This window comes from Flavobacterium bomense (genome assembly GCF_003970355.1).
On the sequence record NZ_RYDJ01000241.1, the window covers coordinates 1 to 1,092 of the forward strand.

Annotated in this window: 1 protein-coding gene; it reads right to left on the reverse strand. The window is 35.4% G+C overall.

Annotated elements, in window-relative coordinates; all coding sequences use genetic code 11:
• The coding region (gene mnmA / locus EKL98_RS17020; RefSeq protein WP_126563242.1) for a tRNA 2-thiouridine(34) synthase MnmA at nucleotides 1-735 on the reverse strand (735 nt) is incomplete at its 3' end.
• Between the last annotated feature and the right edge of the window lie 357 nt (nucleotides 736-1,092).

The window sequence follows — 1,092 nt, forward strand, 5'->3', positions numbered from 1 at the left end:
TTCTTCTTCAACAGAAAGTCCTTCTTGTTTTATAAAATTATATTCCGAAATCCCTTTGTCAATTTGGATTATTTGACCTTCTTTGGGTTGTAATTTTTGTTGCAAAAACTCGGGCAATCTCACTTTTCCAATGAAACACAATCCTTGTGAATCTTTCTTTTCGGCGGTAACCAAATCCAATTCCAGAGCAATTTCGCGGACTTCGGGTTTTGTTAATTCACCTATTGGAAACAAAGATTTTGCCAATTGCTCTTGCGATAATTGACATAGAAAATACGATTGGTCTTTATTATTGTCGACTCCAGCCAAAAGTTGATAGACTTTTTCGCCGTTGACTTCGATTTCACCTTTTCGGCAATAATGACCAGTTGCCACATAATCAGCACCAAGACTTAAAGCGATTTTCATAAAAACATCGAATTTTATTTCGCGATTGCAAAGTACATCAGGGTTTGGAGTTCTCCCTTTTTCGTATTCGTCGAACATATAGTCCACGATTTTTTCTTTGTATTCTTCGCTTAAATCTACGGTTTGGAACGGAATTCCTAGTTTTTCTGCAACTAATAATGCATCATTGCTATCCTCAAGCCACGGACAATCATTAGAAGTAGTAACCGTGTCGTCGTGCCAATTTTTCATAAAAAGACCTATGACCTCATAGCCTTGCTGCTGCAACAAATACGCTGCAACACTCGAATCTACACCACCTGAAAGCCCTACCACTACACTTTTGATTTTGAAATAATTATAATTTTACAAGGTTGCAAAGTTACAAAGATTTACGGAAGGATTGGTGTAAGACTTTAGATTTATTCCATCGATAGGTTAGTTAAACAATTGCATGATTTTGGCTAAAACCTGTAAATGAAACATAAAAAAACCTTTGGCTAAAGCCAAAGGCAATTGAAATCATAAGAATAAATAATGTTTATTTCATCTATCTTAATACTACTTTTTAGCTTTCGAAATACTTTGCGGAAAGCTCATATTTTCTTCTTTGACCAATTTTTCTCCTTGAAAAAATTGCCAAACACCCATTTTTTTCCCATTGACGAATTTCCCTTTAGAAACAATTGTTCCGTCATCGGCATC